Source organism: Bremerella sp. TYQ1, assembly GCF_020150455.1.
GTDB classification, from domain to species: domain Bacteria; phylum Planctomycetota; class Planctomycetia; order Pirellulales; family Pirellulaceae; genus Bremerella; species Bremerella volcania_A.
This window is the reverse complement of record NZ_CP083740.1, coordinates 1,667,884-1,692,027: the sequence shown is the minus strand read 5'-3', so window position 1 is coordinate 1,692,027 and position 24,144 is coordinate 1,667,884. Positions and strand designations below refer to the sequence as shown.

15 protein-coding genes, 3 tRNA genes and 1 rRNA gene are annotated in these 24,144 nt (G+C 53.2%); 16 read left to right on the top strand and 3 right to left on the bottom strand.

Annotated features, from left to right (window positions below):
* Positions 1-97 precede the first annotated feature (97 nt).
* The 3 genes from LA756_RS06280 to LA756_RS06270 all read right to left on the bottom strand — a co-directional run bounded on the left by LA756_RS06280 (position 98) and on the right by LA756_RS06270 (position 3,756).
* Positions 98-2,938: ribosomal RNA gene (locus LA756_RS06280) — 23S ribosomal RNA — on the bottom strand.
* Between the two features lie 625 nt (positions 2,939-3,563).
* A tRNA-Ala gene (locus LA756_RS06275) sits at positions 3,564-3,636 on the bottom strand.
* Between the two features lie 46 nt (positions 3,637-3,682).
* A tRNA-Ile gene (locus LA756_RS06270) sits at positions 3,683-3,756 on the bottom strand.
* A 124-nt stretch (positions 3,757-3,880) separates the two neighbouring features.
* On the opposite strand from LA756_RS06270, the gene LA756_RS27120 reads away from it, so the two are divergent.
* From LA756_RS27120 to LA756_RS06195, 16 genes are all read left to right on the top strand, one after another.
* A complete protein-coding gene (locus LA756_RS27120; protein ID WP_261362091.1) occupies positions 3,881-4,003 on the top strand; it encodes a hypothetical protein in 123 nt (40 codons plus the stop codon).
* 52 nt (positions 4,004-4,055) lie between these two features.
* The gene (locus LA756_RS06265) at positions 4,056-5,963 is read left to right on the top strand and encodes a redoxin domain-containing protein (RefSeq protein ID WP_224439020.1); all 1,908 of its coding nucleotides are present in this window, start codon (positions 4,056-4,058) and stop codon (positions 5,961-5,963) included.
* Between the two features lie 170 nt (positions 5,964-6,133).
* Entirely contained in the window at positions 6,134-6,415 is a 282-nt protein-coding gene (locus LA756_RS06260) for a hypothetical protein (RefSeq protein ID WP_224439019.1), read from the top strand.
* 228 nt (positions 6,416-6,643) lie between these two features.
* A complete protein-coding gene (locus LA756_RS06255) occupies positions 6,644-7,078 on the top strand; it encodes a hypothetical protein (protein ID WP_224439018.1) in 435 nt (144 codons plus the stop codon).
* Between the two features lie 314 nt (positions 7,079-7,392).
* On the top strand, positions 7,393-8,370 hold the full coding sequence (locus LA756_RS06250; RefSeq protein WP_224439017.1) for a BON domain-containing protein: 978 nt from the start codon (positions 7,393-7,395) through the stop codon (positions 8,368-8,370).
* 307 nt (positions 8,371-8,677) lie between these two features.
* Complete coding sequence (locus tag LA756_RS06245; protein ID WP_224439016.1) at positions 8,678-9,271, top strand: hypothetical protein; 594 nt, start codon at positions 8,678-8,680, stop codon at positions 9,269-9,271.
* Between the two features lie 197 nt (positions 9,272-9,468).
* Positions 9,469-10,320 (top strand): AraC family transcriptional regulator, encoded by an 852-nt coding sequence (locus tag LA756_RS06240; protein ID WP_224439015.1) that lies wholly within the window; start codon positions 9,469-9,471, stop codon positions 10,318-10,320.
* Positions 10,321-10,464: 144 nt separating this feature from the next.
* Positions 10,465-11,130 carry a DUF1080 domain-containing protein gene (locus tag LA756_RS06235; protein ID WP_224439014.1) on the top strand — a complete coding sequence of 222 codons (666 nt, stop codon included), beginning with the start codon at positions 10,465-10,467 and terminating at the stop codon, positions 11,128-11,130.
* A 339-nt stretch (positions 11,131-11,469) separates the two neighbouring features.
* On the top strand, positions 11,470-14,421 hold the full coding sequence (locus LA756_RS06230; RefSeq protein WP_224439013.1) for a tetratricopeptide repeat protein: 2,952 nt from the start codon (positions 11,470-11,472) through the stop codon (positions 14,419-14,421).
* The gene (locus tag LA756_RS06225; RefSeq protein WP_224439012.1) at positions 14,422-15,288 is read left to right on the top strand and encodes a MotA/TolQ/ExbB proton channel family protein; all 867 of its coding nucleotides are present in this window, start codon (positions 14,422-14,424) and stop codon (positions 15,286-15,288) included.
* Between the two features lie 24 nt (positions 15,289-15,312).
* Entirely contained in the window at positions 15,313-15,732 is a 420-nt protein-coding gene (locus LA756_RS06220; protein WP_224439011.1) for a biopolymer transporter ExbD, read from the top strand.
* A 3-nt stretch (positions 15,733-15,735) separates the two neighbouring features.
* Positions 15,736-17,841 carry a hypothetical protein gene (locus LA756_RS06215; protein WP_224439010.1) on the top strand — a complete coding sequence of 702 codons (2,106 nt, stop codon included), beginning with the start codon at positions 15,736-15,738 and terminating at the stop codon, positions 17,839-17,841.
* A gap of 209 nt (positions 17,842-18,050) precedes the next feature.
* The gene (gene tatA, locus LA756_RS06210; RefSeq protein WP_224439009.1) at positions 18,051-18,269 is read left to right on the top strand and encodes a twin-arginine translocase TatA/TatE family subunit; all 219 of its coding nucleotides are present in this window, start codon (positions 18,051-18,053) and stop codon (positions 18,267-18,269) included.
* An 86-nt stretch (positions 18,270-18,355) separates the two neighbouring features.
* Complete coding sequence (locus LA756_RS06205) at positions 18,356-18,706, top strand: twin-arginine translocase TatA/TatE family subunit (RefSeq protein WP_224439008.1); 351 nt, start codon at positions 18,356-18,358, stop codon at positions 18,704-18,706.
* Positions 18,707-18,802: 96 nt separating this feature from the next.
* Positions 18,803-18,876: transfer RNA gene (locus LA756_RS06200), tRNA-Val, on the top strand.
* A 317-nt stretch (positions 18,877-19,193) separates the two neighbouring features.
* The gene (locus tag LA756_RS06195; protein ID WP_224439007.1) at positions 19,194-24,119 is read left to right on the top strand and encodes an EF-hand domain-containing protein; all 4,926 of its coding nucleotides are present in this window, start codon (positions 19,194-19,196) and stop codon (positions 24,117-24,119) included.
* The last annotated feature ends 25 nt before the right edge of the window (positions 24,120-24,144 follow it).

The window sequence follows — 24,144 nt, the reverse complement described above, 5'->3', positions numbered from 1 at the left end:
TGTTTGCGTTTGCGAACACGTTCGATGGTTTGTTGAGAACCTTGTGAATCGTCACTTGGTATTCAAGTTTGCTCAAACGAGTGAGCGTTGAATATAAGTGGTCAAGCATTCGTCCGTTAGTACCAGTTAGCTGAACTCATTACTGAGCTTACACATCTGGCCTATCAACCTGGTCGTCTTCCAGGGGACTCTCGTACAAAGTACTTACGAAACCTAATCTTGGAGCGGGCTTCACGCTTAGATGCTTTCAGCGTTTATCCTTTCCGTTCATAGCTATCCAGCCGTGCCACGGGCATGACAACTGGGACACCAGAGGAACGTCCTTCCAAATCCTCTCGTACTAAAGAAGAATCTCCTCAAGTTTCGTACGCCCACAGCAGATAGGGACCGACCTGTCTCACGACGGTCTGAACCCAGCTCACGTACCACTTTAATCGGCGAACAGCCGAACCCTTGGGAGCTTCTTCACCCCCAGGATGTGATGAGCCGACATCGAGGTGCCAAACCGCATCGCCGCTATGGACGCTCGGATGCGATAAGCCTGTTATCCCCGGAGTACCTTTTATCTGATGAGCGATAGCCCTTCCATACGGGACTACCGGATCACTATGACCTACTTTCGTATCTGTTCGACCTATGGGTCTCACAGTTAAGCACCCTTCTACCATTGCGCTCTATGCCTGATGACCAACCAGGCTGAGGGTACCTTTGCACTCCTCCGTTACTCTTTGGGAGGAGACCGCCCCAGTCAAACTGCCCAACTGACACTGTTCCTAGTCTGGATTCACAGAAATTCTAGGTTAGAGCTAAAACATATTCAGGGTGGTATTTCAAGGATGGCTCCATCTACACTGGCGTGCAAACTTCAAAGCCTCCCACCTATCCTACACAAAACATATCTCAGACCAATATCAGCCTACAGTAAAGGTTCACGGGGTCTTTCCGTCTAACTGCGGGAACGTGGCATCTTCACCACGACTACAATTTCACCGGGTCGGTGGTTGAGACAGTGCTCCAGTCATTACGCCTTTCATGCAGGTCGGAACTTACCCGACAAGGAACTTCGCTACCTTAGGACCGTCATAGTTACGGCCGCCGTTTACCGGGGCTTCGGTCGAGAGCTTGCACCCGCTTCCTTAACCTACCGGCACCGGGCAGGCGTCAGACCCTATACATCCTCTTGCGAGTTGGCAGGGTCCTGTGTTTTTGATAAACAGTTGCCAGAGCCGATTTACTGTGACCCCCAGCAGCGTGAACCGCCAGGGGCACCCCTTATCGCGAACTTACGGGGCCATTTTGCAGAGTTCCTTAACCACCGTTCTCCCGAGCGCCTTGGTCTTCTCGACCCGCCTACCTGTGTCAGTTTTAGTACGGTTACAGTTGCTTCAACCTTTAGAAGCTTTTCTTGGACGTCCCGCTGATGATTACCTCCGAAGAGTCAGCACTCTAACTTGGCTTACGAGGACGGATTTACCTATTCCTCACCTTGCTAGAGCCCACGGACTGTTCCACCAGTCCGATCACCTTTGAAACGCCGTCCCTCCATCAGTCCACAACCGTAGCGCAGGAATATTGACCTGCTGTCCATCGTCTACGCTTTTCAGCCTCGACTAAGGGACCGGCTAACCCTGGGCGGAATTGCCTTCCCCAGGAAACCTTAGGCTTTCGGCGAACAGGATTCTCACCTGTTTTATCGTTACTCATTCCGGCATAATCACCCGATCGCCCCAACACCGCTCCTTACGGTACGGCTCGTATCTGACGATCGGCGCTCTCCTACCATTCTTTCGAATCCGCTGCTTCGGTGAAATGCTTACTCCCGTTCATTATCGGCGCAGAATTGCTCGACCAGTAAGCTGTTACGCACTTTTTAAATGGTGGCTGCTTCTAAGCCAACATCCTGGTTGTCTCGGCAATTCAACTTCCTTAGTGACTGAGCATCTCTTGGGGACCTTAGCAGACGGTCTGGGTTGTTTCCCTCTCGACCGCGAAGCTTATCCCTCGCGGACTGACTCCTGAGATAGTCATACCGGTATTCGGAGTTTGGTCCAGCAGGGTACCCCGGGAAGGGCCCCAAACCGATTCAGTCTCTCTACCCCCGGTATGTAGTGGCTCAAGGCTAGCCCAAAAGCTATTTCGGAGAGAACGAGATATCTCCAGGTTTGATTAGACTTTCACTCCTCCCCACAAGTCATCCCCTCAGTTTTCAACCTAAGTGGGTTCGGTCCTCCACGCGGTATAACCCGCGCTTCAACCTGCTCATGGGTAGATCACCTGGTTTCGCGTCTACCACCTACGACTAACGCCCTATTAAGACTCGGTTTCCCTCTGGCTACAGCCCGTAAGGCCTTAACCTGCCGCAGACGGTAACTCGCCGGATCATTATGCAAAAGGCACGCCGTCACCCATAAATCGGGCTCCGACCGCTTGTAGGCACATGGTTTCAGGTTCACATACCTCCCCTTGTCGGGGTTCTTCTCATCTTTCACTCGCGCTACTGAGTTCACTATCGGTCATCAGAGAGTATTTAGCCTTACGGGATGGGCCCCGCAGATTCAATCCAGGTTTCACGTGACTGGACCTACTCAGGTACCTCTCGGAAGATCACTCGTCTTTCGCCTACGGGACTGTCACCCTCTATGGTTGACCTTTCCATGTCATATCGGCTAGTCGGTGATTTTGTAACTTCCATATGAGAGGCCCTACAACCCCCTGAGGAAAATCCTCAAGGTTTGGGCTATTCCGCGTTCGCTCGCCGCTACTGACGGAATCGATTTTTCTTTCTTCTCCTCTAGGTACTTAGATGTTTCAGTTCCCTAGGTTGAACAGGAATCCCGGGATCAACGTTCGTTTGACAACTTCCCCAGGCTTATCGCAGTCTTCCACGCCATGTCTTCTGATGCCAAGACATCCCCCATGTGCCCTTAATAGCTTGACCACAAATATTCAAAGCTCGCTTAGGGTTAGCACACCCATACAAACTTGAACAACCAAACTATTTCGGACTACCTAATGTGATTGACTTGTCTAAGAGCCAATCACTGAGATCCGATCTTGTAACGATTCACAATGCTGCGTGACGTTTTCACTTGCCAACCCTCTCAGGTTGAACTTGGAAAGACGCCCGACAGACATCGAGATTCTCTTTAAGAACGGCTACCACTCAAAATCGGCACTGCCCTGATTTAGCCAAAGCTGAATCAAGAGCAACACTTTTTGGTAATAACCATAACTCTATGAAATTGCATCGTTTATGTCGCAACGAAGTTTTTGCAGAGCTCAGGCAAAACCCAAGCTCGACATTCGCTTCGTCACGCAAATGCCATCTACCAACCAAATTGTCAAAGATCATTTTCGACGTGGCTGAAAGCCTTGTCGTCTTCCGCTGAGCGGAATGAAAAAGAGTTCAATGAACTCCGTTTCATTGCGATCAGTTAGAAGTGTTTCCCAACTGGGAAGCGTCAAAGTTTACTCAGCAAATTTGCTTTGTAAAGGGCCCCTCGAAAAAGTTTCGAGAGATTTTTTCCGAGGCCGTTAATCGCAATGGTTATTGGCCTCGAAAGTGGAGCTGACAGGGATCGAACCTGCGACCCTCTGCTTGCAAAGCAGATGCTCTCCCAACTGAGCTACAGCCCCTTAACTGGGATCGACTACTTTAGGAGACTTTCCTGAAGTCGTCTAGTGGGCGTACCAAGATTCGAACTTGGGACCTCGTCGTTATCAGCGACGCGCTCTAACCAACTGAGCTATACGCCCTATTGAGGCAACTGCCTCGAACGGGAAGTAGCAAATTCTATCGGCCGTTTAAGATCTGTCAAACGGGGGCGGGCCAAAATCTGCGGGAACCGTCCAAATATCATCTACGTATAGGATGTTCTTCATGGAAATAGACCCGAAACAGCTTGGAATGTTCGGGGAGAAGACCCGCCTCAGCCGCAAAAAACTGGTGGTGATTTCAATGAGCATATTGTGGATAATCACCCGCAGCTATCGCAAGCAATGAAGAATTGCTGTCACAAGCATTTGCGGCATTTTTAAAGACAAGGATGTATGGAATGAAGAGTCACAAGGCTCGATGGGCGATGGCCCTGGGCTTAGGCATGGTTTGCGGTTCCGCAGCTTGGGCTGCTGGGCCTACCGCAGAGCAGGCTTTGCAGTTGCAGCCCATTCAAGACAACGTTGACTATCAGACGCCTGATGCAAGCCAGATTCCCAAGTGCCAGATCGGTGCGGAAAAGGTCGGTAATGCGACCGGTTGGGTCGTTACGGGGCCTAACGGCGAGCGTCTGCGTGTCTTTCTGGATACCAACAACGACAAGAAGGTCGATCTTTGGTCCTATTATCGGGATGGTGTCGAGGTTTACCGAGACATCGATACCGACTTCAACGGCAAAGCAGATCAATACCGATGGCTCGGTATGGGTGGAACGCGTTGGGGTTTAGATGAAGATGAGGATGGCCTGGTCGATCAGTGGAAGATGATCTCAGCGGAAGAAGTTTCCGCTGAACTGGTCGAAGCCACTAAAACAGGCGACGCAGGACGTTTTGAAGTCCTTCTGCCGACAGGCAAAGAATTGGCTTCCTTGGGGCTGACCGGACAGCGTGCGAAAGACATTGCTGAAAAAGTCGAGAAAGGCGCCGATCAATTTGCTGCCTGGGCTCGGCAACAAAAAGCGATCGATGGAACAACGAAGTGGGTTCACTTTGGTGCGACTCGTCCTGGCGTGGTTCCTGCTGGAACTGATGGTGTCTCGCAAGATCTCGTCGTTTATGAAAATGCCATCGCAGTGCTGGAAACCGGTGGCGAACATGGCCAGATCGAACTGGGAACCATTGTCCGTATCGGTGACGCATGGCGATTAATTGGTGCTCCCGTGGGTGCCCCTGGTGCTGCGGACGTCGCTGCGAATCCGCAGGGCTATTTCTTCTCGGTCAGCTATTCCGGGAACCCTGCAGCTGCCCAGGGAGGCATGGCCGCTGGTGGCGAAATTCAAGAGATCTTGAACTCGCTGGAAGTCTTGGACCAGAAAATGGGTCAGGCAACGACGCCAGAGCAGCGTGAAAAGTTGGCAATGGACCGTGTCGGCGTCATCAAGAAGGTGATTGCTGCGGCCAACGACGATGAAATGCGAGAGAACTGGATTAAGCAGCTGGCCGACGCGTTGAGCGGCGGAATTCAGACGGGAGAACTAAGCCAAGGCTTGGATCAACTTCAATCGCTCGCCGATCAGGTTGAAAAGTCGGCACCGAAGAGCGATTTGGCTGCTTATGTTCGGTTCCGCGAAATGTCGGCGGCTTACACCCAGCAGTTCCAGGATCCGAAAGCCGACTATGCCAAGATCCAGGAAGCCTGGTTGGCAAAGCTCGAGACGTTCATCGATACCTATCCGAAGAGCCCAGATGCGGCCGAAGCGATGATGCAGTTGGCTATCGCTCATGAGTTCGCAGGCGAAGAAGAGGACGCCAAAAAGTGGTACACGCGAATTCGTGCCGACTTCTCTGGGTCGGTCTTGGGCGATAAAGCCAATGGGGCAATTCGCCGTTTGGATGCTGTCGGTCAACCGTTTGTCATTCGTGGTACAACTGTTGACGGCAAGAAGCTTGATTCGGCCGCCTTTAAGAGGAAAGCCCTGCTCGTTCATTATTGGGCGACATGGTGCGAGCCTTGCAAGGATGACATGGCCGTGATGCGTCAGATGCAAGCCAAGTATGGTGCTCGTGGTTTTCAGTTGGTCGGGGTTAGCCTCGATTCCAGCGAAGACGAACTGAAGCAGTTCCTGGGTGCCAATCGTCTTTCCTGGCCGCAACTGTACGAAGATGGTGGCCTGGATAGTCGTTATGCCCTGGAAATGGGCGTGCTGACTTTGCCGACGATGATTCTGGTTGGCCCAGACGGTAAAGTCATCAGCCGTAGCCTGCATATCTCGCAACTCGACACCGAGCTAGGCAAGTTGATCAAATAGTTTTCGTCGATGGATGACGATAACAAGCACAGGGCACGTCTCGTGGTTCGGGACGTGCTTTTTTTTGTTGCTAAGAATTGCGAATTCGTATTTGGAAAGCGGCTCGGCTTTAGTAAAACTTGGCCTGCTCGAAATGAATTCGAAGAATATTCCCAAGGATTGGACCGCGGATGTTTCCCTTTCATATTCCGCTGCAGGTGTGGTGGTTTGCTGCCCTGCTCTACGTATGTGCTGGCTTAAGTGTTGTCTGGGTGCGATTTGCTCAGGATGCGTACAATCGACAGCTGGCCCAGATTGCTTCGGTAACGTGCTTTTTGGTGCTGACTGTTCATTTGGTGCACGAGATCACTAGTGGCTCTGGTTTCTGGCTCGCTGGAAGCATCTTGTATGTCATCTTGGCCGTCATTTGCGTCTTTGAGCCAAGTGCGACAAAGCCAACTCGGCAGATTTGAACCTTGGAGTTCATGACTGTCACAATTGATTCTGCCTGAATTTGTGTTGCAACTGGCAGAATTGGAAAATTTTCTACTTCTGGCACCTCTCATGTGCCGAAATACCCTCTAGGTCAATTTATGTCTATGACCCGAGCGGTGGTGTTTAGCTGGCCGAGATATGGCAAGCATGTGCTCCGGAACGCTCGGTAACGTGGTGAAATCGCCGCGCACTATCGGGAGAATGCAATGCGTTTGTCGGTCCTACATTTGGCGTTGATGCTGGGCGCCCTGGCTTTGCCTGCAACGGCGATGTCGCAAGAAGCGATGCCACAGCAAGATGGCTCGCACACGGTTTTGGTCAATCATAATGCGGCGATGCCTGCAGCTGCTTACGGCGGTCAGGCATATTGTCCGCCTGGATATGGGCATCACCCGCACCTGTTCGGCCATCATGGCCATGGTCCTAATTTGCCAGCGTATCAGGGGCCTGCTTACGGTGGTCATCCTCATTTCGGAGCGATGAACTATCCGAAAACCAATGCCCCAGCCGTTTGGCCGTACACAGGCTCGTACTATCCGTATCCGCAGATTCCACCAGGTTGGAAGAAAGTTGCCCTGGAATGGGACGACGGTTACTGGTACCTCGACTTCAAGTCGCACAAGAAGCCAAAGCATCACTAAGCTCGGCTGCTCAATCGACAAAAGCCTCTGCGGATTCGCGGAGGCTTTTTTAGTGCGCCGGTAGTAACGATTAGGTAAACCTTCGAGCCGTATTTCGGTCCTTTTAACTGGCAAAATCGAAAAAACACTGCCTTTAGGACCAATCGTTAGCCGAATGAAGGGAAGGCAGTACCGCTGTGAACGGTATCTGCGTTATTGCAAGCAAATCCTGTGGATTGAAAACAGACTCCAGCTTCGGCCGCTTCCCGTAGCGGGACCATTCGCTGGATCGCAGTAATCATCGCGTGAAGAAGAATTTCCTAGGAGGGGGGACGATGTCACGTCTAATTCGTTTGGCGATCATTGCGGCTTTCATGGCCGTCCCTGCGATCGCAATGGGTGGCGATACCGAAATTGCCCAGTCCATTGTGAAGCAGTTGCAAGCCAAAAAGTCGGAAGGAAGCCTGAAGGGCTTCAATATTGGTTTGCGAGTCGAAGAAGGGGTCGTCTGGCTGGAAGGCCACGTCTCGAACCCTCAGCAGCATGACCTGGCCGTTGACGTCGCACGTCGCGTCTCCGGTGTTCAGCGTGTTGTCGATGCGATTCGTATCGAAGGCAACGCTGTTGTCATGCCAGAAGCTGCTGAAGCTCCTCGCGATCTGGCCGCTGCCGACCTGACTAAGCCTGCTCCGCAGCCAGAAGTCAAGCCAGCCGCTCAGCCACGGATGGAACAAGTTGCTCAGCAACTGCCAGAAGTTCCACAAATGATCGAAGAGCCAATGCTGGAACCACAAGGCGACTTCAGCTTCTCGCCTGTTCAGCCGGTCAGTGCTGAAAAGCCAAGTGCCGATGAAAGCGTTATGGCGAATCAGCCAACGCCTGCGGCACCAATTCGTCAGCTGAAGCCAGTTCCTGCTGGTCAGCCACGACCAATGCCAGCTCAGGCTCCAGCCTACCAGGTCGCTGCGAACAACAACGCTGCCGCTGCTAATGCCCATGCACGCATGGCTCAACAGCCAATGGCCGCCGTTGCTCCACCAGCTTACTACCCAGCTCAGTACGGCTACGGTTACTACCGCCCAGCTCGTTACGATCACCCACACATGCCTGGTTACGCTTGGCCTGCTTACGCAGCTCACCCGAACTACGCTGCGGTGACCTATCCTAAGCAGTACTCGCCACAAGCTTGGCCGTACATCGGTCCATTCTACCCTTACCCACAAGTCCCACTGGGATGGCGTAAAGTCGAAATGGAATGGAAAGACGGTTGGTGGACGCTGGACTTCAAAGCCCGTCGTCACAACTCGTTCTAAACCGAATTAGAAAGAGTGCCGCCTCGCCTGACGGATCGTTCAGGCGGGGTGCCCCCTCAAAGCCTTCGCACCATTCGCGAAGGCTTTTTTGCTGCCTGGATAGGCCGGGAACTAGGTGTGCTAGCGGCTGCTGGTGGTGTCATTGCTGGAATTTTCGGGCCAGGCGGAAAAAGCCGCAAGTTTGTTACAGCTTCACACGATAACTACTTACAGATAAGCAGCCACTTCATGGTGGAAGTGGAAATCCGGTGGGTCGGATTCATAAGGGCCATGCCCTAAATCGCCCTGGAAGGCATTGAGGAAAACGATGAAACGAAGCATTCTTAAGCTCAGCTTGATCTTGGGTGTGGGGTTGTCCGCATTGAGCAGCACCGGCTGTACAACTCAGGGTCCTTACTTGGGGCCACTGTTGTTCCCGATCCCTGTTTCGCCCTACCACATGAAGAACAAAGAAGACGAGTTCCACGAACACGAACGATACGATCGTGCTCCGATTCTGCCTCCGATTCCTCCTGGGGCTCCACACGTTGCATTGGATCCACCAAGCGACGACGAGGTGATGCGTGCCCTGGAACGTGCTCGCCCAGTTGAAGGCGGTTTGCCGTTTCTGCACGAAGTTCAGCGTAACAACGTGCGAATCGTGAAGGAAAAGATCGCAGACTACGTCGATCCACCGCGAGTCATGCCATTGGTCGGCCCTGTCCAGTTGCACCACGCTCACTACAAGTGCACCGTCTATTACACCGAAGTGAAGCGAATTGGATGGCCGTTCCCGCACACCCTGCGAGACGAAGACACCCGCGAGGTGATCTACATCGACCACAACCACTTGCACCGTGTGGGTAACATCCAGGAAGACCTGCCAGGCCCAGTCGGTCCTACCCAGCACGCGGCCCTGTAAGCTGACTCCAGGCACTTTAGAAGCTACACTTAAGCGTCGGATCCTAAGCGGATTCGACGCTTTTTTCGTGGAACTGAGGGATTTATCTTGATGAAAACGGTTTCACGATGTTTCACCTATTGCCAAATCTGGGTTATAGTAAGGCCGATTTGAAATAGGTTAGGGAGCGTTTCTCCCCTTCAAGCCACCATGGGCCCATGTTGAATTTGACGCCTTCACTCACAAATCGCGCCTTGGAAGAGACCCTGCCGCCGTGGGGTGTCTTGATTCTCGAAAGTCATCATGGGCCGGACTTCGAGATGGAGTTCCGCGTTCACGATTTCGTGAAGGTGCTTTACGTGATTTCGGGAAGTGGGCGAGTCCACGTCGCTGAGGAGTGCTATGACGTAGCTCCTCGTGATATGGTGGTCGTGCTTCCTGGGCGTAAGAATCGAATCGAAGACTCTCCGAATTCGCCTATTTCCTGCTATGTGCTGTGTGTGCATCGCTCGCTTCTGACGTTTGATCCGCACGCACTTTCGGCACTGCCACTGGGACTGTTGCCTCGCCAGGCTCATTTCGCCCAGCGAATTGAGCGACGGCTACGACGGCTTCTGTATCAGCAGCTGCAGAACAGTCCGCTAACGCCGCTGGCAATGGTTTCCAACGGTTTGGAAATCCTTTCCCTGATTGCCAATCATCGTGTCGACAAGGCGGAGGGGCTGACAGACCTCTCTCAAGAGCCAGGCGTCGACGAGATGGTCGCATACATTCGTCACCTCGATACACACTTTTTCGAGGCGACGACCATCGACGAGGCATCCAGCAGCATCGGTATCCCGCGTCGTCGTTTCACCCAGCTGTTCCGAGGCGTCACCGGTCAAACTTGGTTGAACTATGTCCAGGAACTCAGGGTCGAGCATGCCTGTAAGCTGCTGGAAACAACCGATCGCCCGATTACATCGATCGCGTTTGAGTGCGGTTTCGCAGAGCTTTCGACGTTCTACCGCGCGTTTCGCAAGATGCGCGATGTGACGCCAAGTGCCTGGCGACGGACACGCGCAGAATAAGCGATTCCTGATGTCAGGTAAAACCATCGGGGAATGCCCAGAAAAATAACTGGGGAACTCTTTGACGCCATGTGATATCTCGCGCAGAATATTTCTTAATTGAACCCCGCCAAATTTCCCTCACCACATTACGAGAATCACACCATGCGTATTCTGTTGGCTTCCTTGGTCCTGGGCCTCATCGTGACAGGCTCGGCTGTTTCTGCTTCCGCTGCTGAGACCGAAGATGGTTTTGTTTCAATTTTCAACGGCAAGAACTTCGATGGCTGGGTGGGTAACACCAAGGGCTACAAAGTAGAAGACAACAGCATCGTCTGCGACCCAACCGCTGGTGGCGGAAACATCTACACCGAAAAAGAATACGCCAACTTCGTTCTTCGTTTTGAATTCAAACTTCCGCCAGGTGCCAACAACGGTCTCGGCATTCGTGCTCCACTTTCGGGCAACGCTGCCTACATGGGATACGAACTACAGATCTTGGATAACACGGCCAAGAAGTACGAAAAGCTCCAGCCATACCAGTACCACGGTTCGCTCTATGGACTAGCTGCTGCTAAGCGAGGTTTCCAGAAGCCAATCGGCGAATGGAACGAACAGGAAGTGACCGTCGATGGCGACACGGTCAAAGTCGTTCTCAACGGCACCGAGATTCTGAATGCCGATCTCGAAGAGATTCGCAGTAAACCAACGCTCGATGGTCAAGAACATCCTGGCCTGAAGACCACCAAGGGGCACATTGGTTTCCTCGGTCACGGCGACAAAGTCGAATTCCGCAATCTGCGTATCAAGACGCTTCCCGAAACGAAGTAATTGTTCGCCTGAAAATCTGATTTCAATGAGAACCTCGCCACAGAACTGGGGCGAGGTTTTCTTTTGCGCCAACATCGAAACACATGTGGCAATGCCTCAGATTGCCGGGGCTTGCTTGCTAGCCATGACATCGCTTTCGTGTCGGTTCTGTGAAATCGATTGCCCTGGGGTGAATTCAGGTAAACTCCGCGCTTCAGGCAGGACGATTTCCTAAGAAGAGTCAGAGTGGTCCCGTTCTTTACGCGGAACGCTCTTCACCTGAAGCGATGCTTGCGGATATGATCCGCCGCGAAACGCTCACAGTTCTCAAGGATCGAGACTGCCGCACGGGTTCAAGGAATGAAACCCCCTTTTCAAACGCATTGGTTAATTGTTGTTCTCGCCCTCGTTGCGACGGGGAGCGGTATGGTCCGAGCCGAAACGGCGACGGAGCAGTATCGAATCGCTTCGTTTCACTACTCGCGTGGTGACTGGAAGCAGGCCCTCAGCGCCTTCGATACGTTCCTGCAGGATCACCCCGACCATTCCCAGGTAGGTGTCATCCACTTCTACCGTGGCGAATCGCTTGTACAGCTTTCACGACACGAGGAAGCACTGCGAGCCTATACGCTGTTTCTCAGCAAGCTGCCGGAACATCGTTTCGCCGAACACTCAGAGTTTCGCGTTGCCGAATGCTACGCGCTTTCTGGACAGGACGAAGCGGCCAAGAATGCCTTTGACATCTTCCAAGGCAAACACAAGAACAGCCACCTCATCCCCCACACATATCCGTACCTCGCTGAAATTGCTGCGAATCGAAAGCAGTGGGGCGACGCTATCCTGATGTACAACAAGGCTGTGAAAGCGGCCGTTTCTACGGAAACCACCTTGGAGGCACGCTTGGGGCTGGCCAGGGCGTATGGTGCATCGAATCAATGGAAAGAAGCGAGCCTGACTTACGAGCAGGTCCTCATCGATTTGAAGCAGCATCCTGGGAAGTACTCTCCGGGTATGGTACCACTGGAAGCTGGGATCGCGGAATTCAAAGCCGGTAACTACCGTCGTGCCGTTAACCGCTTCGATCTCGCTGCCACTGAAAAACCAGAGTTGGCCGATCAGACCAGCTTCTGGATCGCGAAAACCTACTATCAAGTACGCGATTGGCCAAACGCACTACAGCGCCTTGAGCAACTTCAGACAAGCGAGGGCCTGCCGGAATTCCAGGACGAAGTCCATTACCTCACCGCGAAGATTTCGCTGGCTCAGGGCAATTCGGAAAAGGCCATTCAGCTGCTAAGCAAGCAGGTCGCTACTTGGCCGAACTCGACTTGGGCGGACGAAGCCTACTATCAACTGATCGATATTCATCTAGGTCAAAGCGATCTTGCCGCTGCACAAGAGGCATGGAATCAATTGGCGCAGATGGAGAAACCGACCAGGCTGACCGTCCGTGGGCAGCTTAAACTCGCCACCGAGCTGCAACGGCACGATTCACATGCCGAAGCGTTGAAGGTACTCGAAGTTGAGTTTCCAGCGGTCGATGCCAAGTATCTCCAGCCCGATCGTCACGCCTATTTAAAAGCCGTTTCGCAGTTTGCTCTTTCCCAGAAAGACGAAGCTAAGCAAATTCTGGAAGAATCGGTGGAAGCGAAGTCTGGTTCCTTCCGTGGCATGTCACTGATGCTGCTGGGTTTGATTCATAGCCAGAACGAAGATTGGACCGCTGCCGTCTCGACGTTGGACGAGTCATTGAAGGAGCTTACGGCAACCGAACATCGAAATCTTGCCCAGCTTCGGCGAACGACTGCCCTGCTCCACTGCGATCGGATTGAAGATGCGAAAGCGGCATGGAGCCAGGTCGATCGTCGTCATATCGCGACAGGAGCCTATCTAAGCGAAGTCGCTCAAATCGCTGGGGCGGCCTACCGCAGTGGCGAAATTGCCTGGGCAAAGTCGCTTTATCAAGAGATGACCGCCAAAGACAATCCAGAAAAGATGGTGGAGCAAGGACTTGCCGGATTGGCTTGGTGCCAGTTGGCCAGTTCCGATGCGACCGCGGCAACGAAAACACTGGATGAATTGCTGGAAAAGAATCCTTCCAGCCCGCTCGCTGTTGGAGCCATGTATCAACAGGCCCAACAGTTGGAAGAAGCCGACTTGGAGCTCGCGCTACAGCGATACAAGCGTTTAATCGAGCATCATGCTGCCGATCCGCTGGCCGCTCATGCTCAACTTCGCTGTGCAACGATCTTAGATCAATTGCAGCGTGATGAAGAAGCAGAAGCAATTCTGGTGAAGCTGACTCAAGACCCACCATCTGTCTTGCCAGCTGAAGACCTTTGGTATCGATTGGCCTGGGTCCGCATGGATCAAAAGAAAGAGCAAGACGCTCTCGATGCGTTCGAGCAGATCTTTCAGAAATTCAAAGACAGCGACTTGTGGGAAGACTCGACTTATCGTCTTGCCGAGGCCGCACTCCGAGCCGGCGACACCGAGAAAGCCCGTGTCTATTTACAGCAGTTGCTCGAGAAAAAAGCCAACAGCAAAGTGGCTCAGTTTGGGCAATACATGCTCGGTCAGGTCGAAGTCCAGGACGGAAATTGGTCGCTTGCCATTGAGCACATGGATGCCGTAGCCAATTCGGTCGCAGAAGAACCGTTGCATAGCATGGCAATGTTCTGGAGCGGAGAGGCTCGCTTCCGTTCGGAAAAGTTCGCCGAAGCTCAAACGAAGTTCCAGCAGTTACTGACCGACAATTTAGGCCGCACGCTGGAAAGCTTGCCGGTCGCCGAAATGCGTTTGGCTCAGATTCATGCCCATCAAAACGATTGGGACAAAGCGTACGAGAAAGCGATTGCAATTGGGGACAAATACCCTGATTTCGCCCAGGCTCACGAGCTTGATTATCTCATCGGGCGTTGCTTGGCCCGCCAAGGTGAATTTCAACAGGCCCGTGCCGCCTACACCAAAGTGGTGAATTCAACGGTTGCCGGAAAGAGCGAAACGGCTGCGATGGCTCAGTGGATGATCGGTGAAACATTCTTCCATCAGAAGAACTACGATGCGGCGATCCGAGCCTATGCTCAAGTCGCGACTTCATTCGATCGTTTTCCGAAATGGAAAGCCGCTTCCTTATTGCAGATCGGTAAGTGCCACGAAATTCAAGAGAACTGGGAAAAGGCAAATCAGTACTACACGGAAGTACGCACTGATTTCGAGTCAACGCCTTTTGCTCCGGAGGCGGAAACACGCCTGAGCGTAGTGCGACAACGAACGCAACAAGCTCAACTCGAAGCAGCGAGGACCAAGTAAATGATTCGTCCTGGGGTAGAATGGATTCGTGCCTCACGTTTCGCGAAAGTCATCGGTTGGAATTTGTTGCTCGCGATGGTTGTCGTAGGCTTGCCTGCGATCGCATCGGCACAAGGGCCTGTCGAACCGGCACCGCTACCGCAAGGATTGCCGGCGCTTACCGAAGGCGATCCGATTCCCACAAAGAACTTGCTGCAGGTCTTTCGGGATGGCGGACTTCTGATGTACCCCATCGGGCTTTGCTCGATCATCTTGTTGGTTTTCGTTTTTGAACGTGCCATCAGTTTGCGTCGCGGACGTGTGATTCCTCGTCCATTCGTGAAACGCTTCATTGAACAAGTCAAAGAAGGTCGCATCGATCAAGATCAAGCTCTTGCTTTGTGTGAAGAGAATCAAAGCCCTGTCGCGGAAGTCTTTGCTGCGGCGGTTAAAAAGTGGGGACGCAGTTGTGTGGAAGTCGAGCAGGCAATTCTCGACGCCGGCGAACGAGCGACTTCGCGATTGCGGCAATACTTGCGACTGTTCAACGGCATTAGCACCATCAGTCCTCTGCTCGGTTTGCTGGGGACGGTGCTTGGAATGATCAGCGCTTTCAACGCAATTGCCGCCAATGGAGAAGCTGCCGGACAGCGAGAATTGTTGGCCAGCGGGATTAGCCAGGCCTTGTTGACCACCGCGGCAGGTATGACGGTCGCGTTGCCGGCGCTAATTGCTTATCTATTCTTTTCTGGACGGGTCGATCGCCTGATCATGGAAATCGACGCTCACGGCCAGGAAGTGGTCAATGCAATTGCATCCGACGGCTGGAAAGAAAAGAAGAAGTCTCCTTCGCGCCGTGCGTCTCGTTCCACCGCGAAAGCGGCCTAGCCACACCCAATCCGGGAGACGGTCATGCCGCTTAAAACGCACAACGACGAAGCTCCGGCGCTTAACTTGACGCCGATGATCGACATCTTATTTCTTTTGATCATCTTCTTCATGGTTGGCTCGAAATTCACAGAGATGGAACGTTCAGTCGATCTCGATGTGCCGCAAGTGAGCGACATGGGGGCATTGACCGCGGCACCGGAAAAGAAGGTCATCAATATTTTTCGCGATGGCCGTGTGATGCTCGGAACTCAAGAGGTTAATCTGGAGGATCTTCGAACGCATCTGGCCGCTTCCCAGGCAGAATATCAAGACTTAGGCGTTTTGGTACGTGGCGACAGCGACGTTCCGTTTCAGCAAGTGGCGACCGTACTTACGACCGTCCGCCAGGCAGGCATTGCAGAAATGGCTATCTCGGTCCGGCTTTCGGCTGAACGGAGGTAACGCGTGTTTCCGTCGACGTTCTGCTTGATCGCTGAGCTGAGTCAAACGACCTCGCAGATTGTCTGGGGCGTGTTGTGGGGAGGCTTGGCGTTTATCACGTTGTCGCTCCTGATCCTGATGCAGACACGCTGGGGACAAGCTCGACCGGTCTCGAAGTGCGTCGTCCTGTCGATCTTCGCTCATTTGCTGCTGATGACCTATGCTCAGGTCACCAGCTTGTTTGCTCCTACGGGGCCTGGCGAATCTGCTCCGGTGAACATTAGATTGAGCCAGATCGATTTTCAGCAAACCGAAGAGGCGGACGCTCGCAAAGAAGTGAAGCCATGGGACCAACTTGCCATGTCCCCTGCCCCTGTCGAAGGTATGATGACACCGCTAGAGCGGATGGAAATGCCGACGCCCGAACTACCGATGCCATCGCTGCCCCAGCCTCCGATACCTCAGGCACCGCAGCGCGTCTGGGATGTTCCCATGCCGGAGCCTGCGTTGGATCAAATCGTTGAAAACGAACTTCCACCGACCGGACCGCTACCGGAACTGGAAACGCCGTCAACTCCGGTTTCTGCCAAAGAGATGGCTCCCTCTGATCCTGCGAAATCGACAGCTCAAGTCGAAAAGCAAATAAGCCCAATGCCGATGCCACAGCTTGATCGCATCGACCGAGCCATGCCGCAAGTGCGAAGGGCTCCGCTGCCAACGCCGGTGGCAAGCGATCCATCCAACGATGTGCAAATGCTTCGCGAATCGTTGCCATCCACGGAAGAAGCGGATGCTTTGGCAGGCGAACGTGACCAATTGCTGGCCTCGACTAATCAGCTCGAGGCGATGGCGCGCGGCAATGCATCGAGTTCCGGTTCGACGGCATTGGATGCCACGTTGGCTTCGCTGAAAGGGAATCAGATGCAAGATTTGTGGGCCAGTCGGATGGCCGCTCGCAACTTGCCACTACCCCGAGCAACGCGAACACGCATGGATGCTCAACCGCTTCCCTTGATTATGCAGGCACGCGTTGTCGAGGATTCGGAGTCATGGATTGAAATGATGGGAGGCTCGAAGGATATCGAGCCGGCGGTCAATTCAGCGCTCGACTGGCTGGCTGCCAACCAGGAAGACGATGGTCGCTGGGATGCCGTGCATCATGGAGCCGGGCAAGAAACAAAAGTTGCGGGGCATGATCGCCTCGGTGCGGGAAATAATGCCGATATGGGCATCACTGGGCTCGCGACCCTCGCGTTTCTAGGCAAAGGCTACACTCACCTGGAGGGCAAGCACCGAGTCACGGTGCAAAAGGCGCTCGAATATCTAGTCAATCATCAGCATCGCGACGGCTGTCTCGGAGGACAGGCCGGAACTTACGCCAAGATGTATTGCCACGCGATGGCGCTGTTGGCGATCAGCGAAGCCTACGCGATGACCAAGGACGAACGCATTCGGCCGTTTCTCGATCGGGGACTCGCCTACACGATTACGGCTCAGCATCCTCGAATGGGTGGCTGGCGATACCATCCCGGCGATCGTGGCGACATGAGCCAGTTTGGTTGGCAGGTTCTCGCGCTGCATAGTGCGGCTTTATCGGGAATCGAGATCGATAAGACGACACGCGACTTGATGACTCGGTTTTTAGATGAAGCCTCGGTGGGAACATCGAAGGGGCTTGCGGCCTATCGTCCTGGCGAGAAAGCCAGCCCCACGATGACGGCCGAAGCACTGACATGCCGATTTTTTCTCGGAATCGAGAATTCGCCAGAGCAAATCGACGAGGCGACGCAGTTTGTCATGCTGAACGAACCGAATCGGGACGACATCGATCTCTATTATTGGTACTACGGCACGTTGGCGATGTACCAGATGCAGGATGAGTCGTGGAAGCGTTGGGCCGATAAATTGCAACCAAAGCTGCTTGGATCTCAGATTAAGGGAGGCGAAAACTCCGGAAGCTGGGATCCAAATTGCCGCTGGGGTGGCTACGGCGGTCGGGTTTATTCGACGGCAATGGCCGCGTTATCACTGGAAGTTTACTTTCGCTACTTACCTATCTACCGCGATTTAGAGGCAGAACAGCCCCGAGTCGCCGAAAAACCGGCACCATCGGTCGCTATTCCTCGGTAGATCGGCCTAAGTGCCAAATTGAGACCCTTTGACAGCGTCGCGTCCGTGCATAGAATAGAGTGTCGGAATTCAATCTAACACGTTCCGCTTTTTTATCTTGGGAACCGCACGAGTTTGGTTCTGGTTAGACCCACCTGGGTGCTGACCCGCTTTCGCCGACTTGTTTGCGTGTATTTTCAATACTCTTACTTTGAGTGTGAGGATATAGCATGATCGGTATGAATGGTTTAGCACTTTTCGGTTTTATGGGCATCGGTCCTCAGGAAATGATTATTATCCTGGTGATCTTCTTGCTGCTGTTTGGTTCGACAAAACTGCCAGGCTTGATGCGTAGCATGGGCCAAAGCGTGAACGAATTCAAACGCGGAATGGACGACACGTCGGACGATTCGGCCGATCGCGAAAACAGCGAAGCGCCGAAGGCGTAACTTGCGGTAATTCGTAAGCGTTCATTTTTCAGCAGAAACACCGGCAGTACCCTCTGAAAGTACTGCCCTGGGGAGTGAAGCATTCCATGTTGCATGAATTAGGAACATCGTCGACTTTACTCGGCTTTTTTGGTGGGATGGGCATGCAGGAAATGGCAATCATCGGAGTGATTGCCATCTTGCTGTTCGGCAAAAACCTGCCAGGGGTCGCTAAGACATTCGGCAAACACTACGGCGACTTCAAGCGAGGCCTCTCAGACATCCAGTCGGAGTTTAATAACGCGACAAGGGAGGTTGAGGATTCGGTGAATGCCGGGTATAGTTCCAAGAGTTCGCCGGCACAGTTCGACGACTACGACGATTTTGAAGAAGCAAGTGCTCCCAAGTTCGAGCCGCCTCCCCAATCGTCGACGTCGGAGAAATCAGAACTTGCCTGATTCCAGCGAACCTTTCTGCCTGAGCGTCCGACTTTAATACAGTGGTTATCCAATACTGTGGTATCCCTGCTGAAACTCGGAGGCAGGCAATCCCCAGGGCGATTAGCTCAGTTGGTTAGAGCACTGTCTTCACACGGCAGGGGTCGTTGGTTCGAATCCAATATCGCCCACTCCAATCAAAACCTCTTTCCAGTTGTTGGCGAGAGGTTTTTTCATGCGCCGTCGGCGGCTTCTTCGCGAAATCTTCTGCATAATCGCTACAACCCATGTATTGACCCGCGCTTTGCTGGGTTTTAACATCGCACATGCCGCTCTCTCAGGGGATGACTGACATCTCCCTTTGGGAGGTCCTTGTCGCGGTGCCAATTTTGGGAATGCCGTCCATTGCTTCTCGCCAAGGCTTTCGCCCAATGGACGGGTTGGTTTCGAGATTCATCGCGAAATCATCGTTCCTGCCAGTGCCTAAGAATTTCCAAGAGAATACGCCATGATGAGCCGTTTCCCTGGTCGCAAGAAGCGAACGAAACGTTCGGTCCGTTTGTCATCGAATCGAATCCACACGGTACAAATGCAGCAGCTCGAAGCACGGCAGATGCTCGCCGGCGACATGATGGTGGAGAACAGCCCGCCGGTCGTCGAATTTGCATTAAGTGACGTCACCGCCAAGCAAGGAACTCCGGCCCGGCTGCTTGATGTCAGTTATGTGTTTTCCGATGCGGACGTCGGCGACTCGCTTTCTATCTCGGTGGAGTCGAACTCGAACGCGGCCATCGTCACGCCGTCGATGGGCGAGGAATCTTTGCTGCTGGTGTTTTCGGAACAGACTCTCGGCACATCAACGATCACGCTCAAAGCAACCGACACCGCCGGCGAGTCGGTTATGTATTCGTTCGATGTCAACTTAATCAGTAGTGATAGTGGAGAGCTCTCGGCACGAATCGCTTCCGCCGATTCTGCCACCTCGGTCGGTACAACGCATAACGCTCCTCTTCAGCCAGAGACTCTACACGAATGGGAATCCGCTCAGCTCGAACTTTGGTACACGATCGGCTCCGATACACCCACTGGCCCGTTCAATTTCGCGACCGAGATTCTCGCGAGTCCGGAGCTCTATGCCCAACCAACGGAAGGAGAAACGCTCGGTGATAGTTTCGTCGTCAGCACGCACACGATCTTTGGATCGCACCGAACGGTCGTTACCGTCAACGGATTGGATCTTAGCAGCTTCCAATCAGGCGATCGTGTTCTTGTCGCCACGCTTCAATATGCACCCAGCGTCGAGAATGGCGTTGGCGTGGTGATGGATGGAGTGACTGATTTCCCCGAATATTTCCAAGACACGATCTTCACGCTCGAATCCGCGTTTTTCGCGAACGGATCAGGCCTTGCCGTTCAATCGAACATTGACAGTCGAATTGCTCCGGTTGTGTTCGATGCCACCGACGACGGCAAAGTCAGCTTGGCCGACTTTGGGAAGTTCGTCGAAAATTTTGGGCGATCCAGCGACCCTAGTCAGCCCAACTATTCCAGCACGGCCGGCCAGTTCGACTACAATCGCGACGGCCGCGTTAGCCTGGCCGATTACGGGATGTTTGTGATTAGCTTCGGCTCTCAGCGTGGAAGCAGACTGTTCGCCGAAATGCCCGGCCTGACAACTCCCTGGACCGAAGCGGAGTCCACCCTGCCCGCAGGCATGGATATCGCCATTGCGGATGCCGTCGATCATGTTTTCGACGAAGCAAATCAAATCTTGTACGTCACCACCGAGGATGGTCATCTAGAACGCTGGGATTACGAAAACCAAGTATTGCTCGCCCGTTACGAAGACATCGCCCAGCAGCCAAGTGGGTTGGATATCACCGTTGATGGCGCTTATGCGTACGTAGGCGATGCCGTTGCGGTGGTAACCCATGGTACCGTCTGGAAAGTTGATTTAACCGACGGTAGCAAGACGGCGCTAACCTATGCACGCAGTGGTAACGAACAAGGGGTTTACGACCTGGCAATCGCTGCCAATGGTAAAGCCTACTTTACGACCGACTTTGCCGGTTCAGGATGGACGCCACTCCGCGAAATTGATTTAGCCACGGGCCTCATGACAAATCTAAGAGGCGTCCGGCAGAATACAGGGATTACCCGCGGCGAGAACCGTTCGCTGTTGTACTTCCAGGAAAGCAATATTTCGTCGGGACCCACGTTCACTTACAACGCCAATACCGATACCTTCTCCGATTATCTCGACACGCATCGCTTCGTCGGCAATTTGCCCGCAGCGGTCAGCCCCAATGGTGAGAAAGTCGCCGTCAATAATTCGCTGCTCAACGCCCAGTTGAGTGATGAATTTATCGGGGGAACTTTGGGGTACGCGTTGACGTTCGATGGAGATCGCCCGCTGCTATATGGCGTCGATATCGAAAGTAACGAGGTGCTTGTGCACGACGCCAGAACGTTGCAATTGCTGCGGCGAATTTCCATCGGCGCGGATGTGTCGGCGAGCGTCGAGATGTCGATTAGTAGCGATTCGAAGCACTTATTCATCACGACAGTGACCGGCATCCGTCAGATAGCCACGGCATTTCCAGGGGGCAATCCGCATGATCTTCAAGCCCCAGAAGGTCGTGTCTTGCGATTTCAAAACGATGCGATCGACGAAGCCCTTCCCTGGATCACGTTACATTTCAGCGAGCCCATTACTGGCCTGACGCTTGACGAAATTCGTTTCAGCCGCGATGGCGGTGAAAATCTGCTGACTGGTAACGAGCTGTTGTTCTCGCTCAACGGTGGCCGAACTTGGATTTTGTTTGGTGCAGAAACGCTGATGACCACGCCTGGCGTGTATACCATGCACATCGATTCGGACGGCACCAGTATTCAGGATTTTGCTGGGAATCGACTCGGTAACGATATTATCGAAATATGGACTCGATCCATTTCCGAATCCGATGACGTCCTGCTTCCGATAGAAGGAATTCGAGATCAGGTCTACGACGAAGTCAACGGAATCCTTTATATCACCACCGAAGATGGCGACTTACAGCGGTGGGACGTCGCTGCACAGCGTCTGTTGGCGAGTATCAATGATGTTGTCGCCCTGCCTGGTGGATTAGACGTCACCGCCGATGGACGGTATGCCTTTGTGGGAGAAGCCGCCACCGGCATGGGGCAAGGACTCGTCTGGAAGATTGACTTGGTTACCGGTCAGAGGACAGTTACCCGTTATGACTATGAAAGCGCAGAGCGGGGTGTTTTCGACATCGAAATCGGTGCGGACGAGCAAGCTTACTTCACAACAAGTTTTGCTGGGTCAAGCTCGATTCCACTACGCTCGATTGATGTGGTGACCGACGAGCTTTTTACGCATCGTAACGTCCGCCAAAATACAAGCATCACACGAGGAGAGGATCGTTCGATTCTCTTCTTCCAAGAGTCGAATAGTTCGAACGGGCCAGTCTTTACCTACGACGTCCATAGCCAAACGTTTCCTGCTGCTGCAAATACGGGCATGTTCGTCGGCTCTTTGCCGGATGCGGTGAGTCGCGACGGAAACCTAATCGCATTTCTTAACTCGGTCGTCGATTCGAGCGACTTTTCGACGTACACCGTCGGGTTTCCCGATGCGATAGCCTACGTTTTTGATCCAACACGCGACGTCCTGTATGTGGCCGACGCGGAACGTGATGAAATTGTCGCCTATGATCCGCTGACAGGCTCAGAAATTACCAGCTTCCCGATCGGCGAAGACATTTCAGGTATCGAGCGAATGACCATCAACGAGGATGCGAGCCTCGTTTTCCTGACCACCGACTCAGGCCTGCGGCAAATTCCTCTGGCAGTCGCCGATGGTGATGTGGTTCCGCCACTTGCAGCATTCGCTACCCCAATGCCTTCGGTCCGATACAACGCGGTCGGCTCGTTGACGCTTCATTTCAATGAGCCAGTAACAGGCGTCACTCTGGATGACTTCGTCCTGACGGTGAATGGCGATGGAAATCTTCTTACCGGTAGCGAGACAGTTGTCTCGACCGATGGAGGCCGGACTTGGGTGATTTCAGGGCTTGCCAATGTGAACGATACCGTTGGCAACTACCAGCTGACGCTTATTGCCAGCGGTTCGGGCATTGAAGACTTTGCTGGCAACACGTTTGCGGTCGATGCGTCGATTCCGTGGAATATCATTACCGAAAGTTCCGGCGGCGAGCTGCTTGCGTTCGGGAACGTACACAATCATGTTTTCGATCCGGTCTCAGGCATCCTTTATGTCACGACCCAAGATGGATCGCTGCATCGCTGGGATGTCAATTCTCAGACGCTGCTGGATAGTTTCTCGGAAATCGCCAACAATCCGAGTGGTTTGGATATTACGCCTGACGGCGAGTTTGCCTATATCGGAGACCGAGTGACCGGGCCGACAGGTGGAATCGTTTGGAAGGTTAATCTAAGCACTGGAGAAAAAACGGCTTTGATTTATGAGTTGGAATTTGCCGAACAAGGAGTTCGCGAGCTCGTCATCGCTGGCAACGGAAAAGCCTTTTTCACGACCAGCTACGGTGGTTCTGGCTGGACACCGATCCATCAGATCGACCTCGCAACGGATGTGATTACTAATCTGCAGGACGTGACCGGCAACACGGAAATGTTTCGCAGTGCGGACCGAAATGTCGTGTTCTTCCGAGAGGGGAACATTTCGTCAGGCCCCATCTTCACATATAACGCAACGACGGACAGTTTCTCGAGCACTACGAATCTGAACAGTTCCATTACCCGTCGGCCGGCGGCAGTAAACAGCGATGGAAGTCTCATTGTGCTGATCGACCAAATCTTCGATGGCACGGACCTTTCATCAAGGACCAGCATGGGACTGGGGGTCAGCAGTGGCTATGTTTTTCATCCCACCGAAGACTTGCTGTTTGTTGTCGACTCTGATCAGGATGTCGTGATTGCCTACGATCCGATCAACTTTACCACGCTCGATACCTTTCCGATCGGTGAAGGGCTTTCCAGTTTCTTTCTGACTGGCACCATCGAGATGTCGATCACTGCGGATGGTTCGACTATCTTTGTGACAACGCCGCAGGGGATTCGGGCCATTCCTGTTTCGCTTTCCCTTCCCTCGCAGCAAGCGGCTAGTTTCCTGCTCGAAGGAGAATCCACTTCCGGAACGCCCGTTGAATCGGCTGCATTGACAATACCACTGGGCACTCCGCTGTTGCTGGACTATAGATTCCAAGAGGAAAGTTCGGAGCCCGCGCCAGAGCCAGATCTGTTCCCATCGCAATACGATTTCCAAGAATTGTGGGCGGCAATTCCGTGGGAAGGGATGCCGAACGAACCGAGTCCTTCCGAAGACTACGAAGATTCCGTTGACGAAGTCTTCGAGGAAGAGGGAGAAGCCTGGTGCGAAATTGGTGTCTAATATCCCAGCTCACGACTAGGTGAAT

Excerpts from the sequence above, each read along its gene's own strand:
- LA756_RS06265 (WP_224439020.1), top strand. The coding sequence starts at position 4,056 with ATGAAGAGTCACAAGGCTCGATGGGCGATGGCCCTGGGCTTAGGCATG.
- LA756_RS06235 (WP_224439014.1), top strand. The coding sequence starts at position 10,465 with ATGCGTATTCTGTTGGCTTCCTTGGTCCTGGGCCTCATCGTGACAGGC.
- LA756_RS27120 (WP_261362091.1), top strand. The coding sequence starts at position 3,881 with ATGGAAATAGACCCGAAACAGCTTGGAATGTTCGGGGAGAAGACCCGC.
- LA756_RS06240 (WP_224439015.1), top strand. The coding sequence starts at position 9,469 with ATGTTGAATTTGACGCCTTCACTCACAAATCGCGCCTTGGAAGAGACC.
- LA756_RS06255 (WP_224439018.1), top strand. The coding sequence starts at position 6,644 with ATGCGTTTGTCGGTCCTACATTTGGCGTTGATGCTGGGCGCCCTGGCT.
- LA756_RS06195 (WP_224439007.1), top strand. The coding sequence starts at position 19,194 with ATGATGAGCCGTTTCCCTGGTCGCAAGAAGCGAACGAAACGTTCGGTC.
- LA756_RS06230 (WP_224439013.1), top strand. The coding sequence starts at position 11,470 with ATGAAACCCCCTTTTCAAACGCATTGGTTAATTGTTGTTCTCGCCCTC.
- tatA (WP_224439009.1), top strand. The coding sequence starts at position 18,051 with ATGATCGGTATGAATGGTTTAGCACTTTTCGGTTTTATGGGCATCGGT.
- LA756_RS06245 (WP_224439016.1), top strand. The coding sequence starts at position 8,678 with ATGAAACGAAGCATTCTTAAGCTCAGCTTGATCTTGGGTGTGGGGTTG.
- LA756_RS06260 (WP_224439019.1), top strand. The coding sequence starts at position 6,134 with ATGTTTCCCTTTCATATTCCGCTGCAGGTGTGGTGGTTTGCTGCCCTG.
- LA756_RS06220 (WP_224439011.1), top strand. The coding sequence starts at position 15,313 with ATGCCGCTTAAAACGCACAACGACGAAGCTCCGGCGCTTAACTTGACG.
- LA756_RS06250 (WP_224439017.1), top strand. The coding sequence starts at position 7,393 with ATGTCACGTCTAATTCGTTTGGCGATCATTGCGGCTTTCATGGCCGTC.
- LA756_RS06225 (WP_224439012.1), top strand. The coding sequence starts at position 14,422 with ATGATTCGTCCTGGGGTAGAATGGATTCGTGCCTCACGTTTCGCGAAA.
- LA756_RS06205 (WP_224439008.1), top strand. The coding sequence starts at position 18,356 with ATGTTGCATGAATTAGGAACATCGTCGACTTTACTCGGCTTTTTTGGT.